General features: G+C 66.0%; 4 protein-coding genes. 3 read left to right on the top strand and 1 reads right to left on the bottom strand.

All coding sequences use genetic code 11. The features are described from left to right. Positions 1-169: 169 nt before the first annotated feature. A complete protein-coding gene (locus tag Acy02nite_RS45905) occupies positions 170-403 on the top strand; it encodes a TY-Chap2 family putative peptide chaperone (protein ID WP_203756595.1) in 234 nt (77 codons plus the stop codon). Positions 404-548: 145 nt separating this feature from the next. On the opposite strand, the gene Acy02nite_RS45900 is transcribed toward Acy02nite_RS45905, so the two are convergent. Next, a complete protein-coding gene (locus Acy02nite_RS45900; RefSeq protein ID WP_239175903.1) occupies positions 549-2,006 on the bottom strand; it encodes an NF041680 family putative transposase in 1,458 nt (485 codons plus the stop codon). A 271-nt stretch (positions 2,007-2,277) separates the two neighbouring features. Here Acy02nite_RS45900 and Acy02nite_RS45895 point away from each other — a divergent pair, with 271 nt between their 5' ends. Together Acy02nite_RS45895 and Acy02nite_RS45890 are read left to right on the top strand one after the other, a co-directional pair. Beyond that, positions 2,278-2,766, top strand: coding sequence for a hypothetical protein (locus tag Acy02nite_RS45895; RefSeq protein ID WP_203756591.1), 489 nt, complete (start codon positions 2,278-2,280; stop codon positions 2,764-2,766). A 115-nt stretch (positions 2,767-2,881) separates the two neighbouring features. Then, positions 2,882-3,349 carry a hypothetical protein gene (locus tag Acy02nite_RS45890; protein WP_203756588.1) on the top strand — a complete coding sequence of 156 codons (468 nt, stop codon included), beginning with the start codon at positions 2,882-2,884 and terminating at the stop codon, positions 3,347-3,349. The last annotated feature ends 483 nt before the right edge of the window (positions 3,350-3,832 follow it).

The raw sequence follows: 3,832 nt of genomic DNA, 5'->3' as shown, positions 1-3,832 counted from the left end.
GCGCTCTACTAGCTCGCGCGCGACGGCGTCATTCCACCGGCCATCTGCTGGTATGAGAGATGACGCCGACGTGCTTCGCTCTGATTCGTGGACGGTTTGCCGCCGTTGTTCTCGTGAGATGACGGCGGCGAACCGTAGTGCCGTGGGGAACGCACGTATGATGACGCCGGTGTCCAGCCGCTCTGCCATCGCGAAGTCGTGGGTCCTGGTGACCTATGTGCTTCGCCAGAATCCCGGCATCCTGGTGGCGGAGACCCATCCGGGAAGTGGCCGGCACGACTGCCTGACCCTGCTTCGAGATCATCAGCCGATCATACAAATCGACCGTTGTGATGCGGTCACTGTCCTGACCGGTGCCGATCGAGACGCTGTTCAACGGCGACTCGTTGGAGCTGCTGGCTGAGCTCGTGCGAGCAGCGGGGCTTGTGGTGACGTCACGCCGGCCTCTGGTGGTGGCCGGCACACTGACCTTCATGGTCCTGGCGTCGGTGATGTCCGCAATGCGGCAGCGGCCGCAGACCTGGGACGTACCAGTATTAGCTTGTCGTTTAACCAGTTCGGCGGGGCTTGGTGCCCTTCTTGTGATGGGCCGGTCGCTGGTGAGCCTGGCCGGTTACCAAGATGAGTCCCACGTCGTAGCGGGTAGCGGTGCTCCGGTTGGGGGATCCGGGCGGTCGCCCCGGGCCAGGCCGACTGGGTTTAGGTGCACATGCTGGCGAGGCGCTGGTCGCGCGCAGGTTCCGAAACCCCTGCCGCACCCGGGCCGGAGTGAGCCGCGCCGGTGCCGTCGGGCGTTCCCAGGGTCGACGTAGGTCCTGGGCGAGGGGTCGGGCGAGGCGCAGCTGAGTATGCGCGGCCAGGATCAGCCAGGTCCACCGGTCAGCCGCGGCTGGCTCGCGGAGCTGCGGAGCGGTCCAGCCGAGGGTCTGTTTGAGTAGACGGAAGGTGTGCTCGATGTCGAAGCGGCGCAGGAATGCCTGCCAGCAGCGGTCGACATCAGCATCGGTGGCGTCGACCTTGGACCACCACGGCCGGAGCGGCTTGGGTTCGCCGCGGCTGGGCAGGTGCTCGACGGTGAGCCGGATGACCGTGCCGGCGATGACCGGCAGCGGCTGGTCGTGGTCGACCCAGGCGGCTCGGCGGGTCAGTCGCGGGTGCAGCCGGTCCCAGGCCCGCGCCTTCACCTGGCCATAAAGGCGGGAATCCGTGACCGTGAGCGCGTGCTCGACATCCCAGGTGGCGGGGTCGCCGAAGACGAACTCCCCGCCGTGCTTGGCCGGCCGGCCACCCAAGGGCTGATAGACGCGTGGCGGGGTCGCTCGGCGCAGCACCCGGTCGGAGCGCATCCGCCCAGGAATCTCCACCGGCAGGTCCCGCAGCAGCCAGGCGATACGCGGCGCTTCGTAGCCGGCGTCCAACACGATCAGGACGTCGCGGTCTTCCGGCTTCCACTGGCCCGCGTCGGTCAGCCGGTCGACGAGCTGCCGGATCTGCGCGCAGGTGATCGTCGTGACGTCCGCGCCGGGCGAGAGCCGAACCGCGTCGAGCAGGGAGGTCCAGGAGGTGCAGCCGGTCTCCAGGGCGGCGATGATCGAGTACGGCCAGCCCGGGATCATCCGGTGCTCGTCCTTGCCGCGGCCGTAGGTGTGGCAGAACGAGCGCTGCGGACTGCAGTTGCCATCCGGGCGCAACCAGGGAGAAACATCCACCGCGAGGACCAGGCGGCCGCCCGCTGCCCGCGGCAATGGCAACCCGGTCAGCTGCCGGCGCAGCGACTCGACGTCGATGCGCCCGGCGTTGAGCGCGTCATACATGGCGCCGTGGCCGCGTCGGTGCTCCGGCGCCAGCGACAACCCGACCAGGGTCTTGACCGGTCCGTCGGTGCACAACAGGGCGTCCGTCAGCTCGAACAAGGCGTCGGCCCGCCTGGTCATGCACTGGTAGAGCTGCTCACGTAACCCCGCCAGCACATCGATCGCTTCCGCCCTGTCCGCCACGACCGCCACAACGAGCGTCGATAGGCGCCCGATGCGCCCATCCTCACCGGATTACGCTGGGTCACCGTCGGCCAGACCGACCGTGGGCCCAACGAACGCGCTCAACTGCCGAGATGAGTGCTCTCCCGCGGTTCCCCAGCCCGATATTTACTGTGCTCCAATAACTCGGAGGACGACGGCGGGAGAGGGTTCTCCGATGGGTTATGGTCCACTTCACGTTCCTGTTGGGTCGCAGGCACATCAGTGGTTGCAGTGTGTCGAGGATTTTGACTTCGAGGCCATGAACTCCACCGACCTGCTATCACGGCTGTCGTCGTCCCGCCGCCTGCGAGTGCGCCTGATCAGGAACAGTGAACGCGGCACTCTGCTGCAGGCCTCCGGCCTCCTGTGGCTGTCGTCGCATGTGCTCACAATGACGGCCACGGTGCGGGACGCGGTGTGCCCGGCTCTGGAAGGCCACGGGGCACTAGTTCCGCTTCAATCCGACGACGGAGACTTCTGGATGTTCATACCGGATGTCTGGGACGCGTTGAACGAGGCGGGTTCCTGCCTTACACGGTTCTCGAGCGGGCGCGTGATATACGTCAGCCGGTATGACTTTCACCCGGATCGGCTCGTGGGCCGGGCTGTTTTCCGGATCCCGCAGTTACCCAAGGGTCCTCTTTTCTGCACACCGCCCGTGGTCGAGGCGTTGAGCGGGGAGAGCGGGGTCACCTTTAAACAGGTCTGGCAGCCGCCTGCCCTTAATGAGCAAATCCCGAAGACGTAACGCGCTCAACTGCCGCGGATCGGGTGCGCTGGTTGGCTGACGAGCGTGACGCTGAGTTGTCGGCCGGCGGCCGAAGTGACCGTGTTCCGTGCTGCAACCCGGCAGAATCGAGTTCGTGAGCGACGACTACATCCGCTTGATTCCGACGGATCCGGCCTGGCAGCCGAAACCTCACGACGCTGCTGCAGCCGTCGCCTATGTGACCGGCCTGTTCGCGGGACCCGGTGACGACGTTTGGGCGGTCGAGGCCCAGTTCTACGACCGTCCGACGGTGGTCGACGCAGGCATGTACCTGGAACGGATCACGTGCCCACGCTGCGGTGCCGACATCGCCCTCGATTGGCTCGGCGACCTGGTCCGCGCCAACAGTACCGGTTTCGACCGCTTGGACGCGCGCGTCCCGTGCTGCAACGCCGTCGGGAGCCTTACCGACGTGCGTTTCGAGGATCCGATCGGTTTTGCCCGCTTCGTGGTGAGCGCCATGAATGCAACCCGGGCCAAGTACGAGCTCGACACCGAGGAACTCACTCAGGTAGCCGGCCTCCTCGGCCACCCGGTCATGCAGATCATCGCACGCTACTGATGACCCGTGAGGACCCGTGAGTGGCGCATCGACGTGACATCCCTGCAATCCGGATCTGCCGCAATCCGCTCGCTAAAGACCGTCACACCTGCCGGGCCGGCCGATGCCCGCTCGTGCCGAGAAGAGGTGCGACACGAGGTCGCACGAAGTGAGTGAGTACGTCGATTGGAGGTCGGGTTTGATGCCCGAGACGTAGCTCCCGGTCAGTATCTCCAGACCGGTCCCCGCCCTGACGTGCGTGGCGAGTAATTGCCGGGTGCGGAGCTCAGGGAAAAGCCCAAGGGCACCCATCCGACTGGGTGTTACAGGTGAGGGGAAGGCCGAAAGGGTGAATATGGTGAACCCTCGTTGATGCCTCGTCACGGCAACTTCCCGGGTCGGATAGTAGTGCCGGGGAGACAAAGAGGCTGGCCGCTGGAACTCGGCAGACGACGACCGAGGACTCTTCGACGGTCGTGTGGATACCGTCGCCTCCGGGGTTAA

The sequence above is a fragment of the Actinoplanes cyaneus genome (genome assembly GCF_016862095.1).
GTDB lineage: Bacteria > Actinomycetota > Actinomycetes > Mycobacteriales > Micromonosporaceae > Actinoplanes > Actinoplanes cyaneus.
This window is presented reverse-complemented; position numbering and strand designations above follow the sequence as displayed.

Bases quoted from the DNA above. Each gene is read 5' to 3' on its own strand.
- Acy02nite_RS45895 (WP_203756591.1), top strand. From the start codon at position 2,278: ATGAACTCCACCGACCTGCTATCACGGCTGTCGTCGTCCCGCCGCCTG.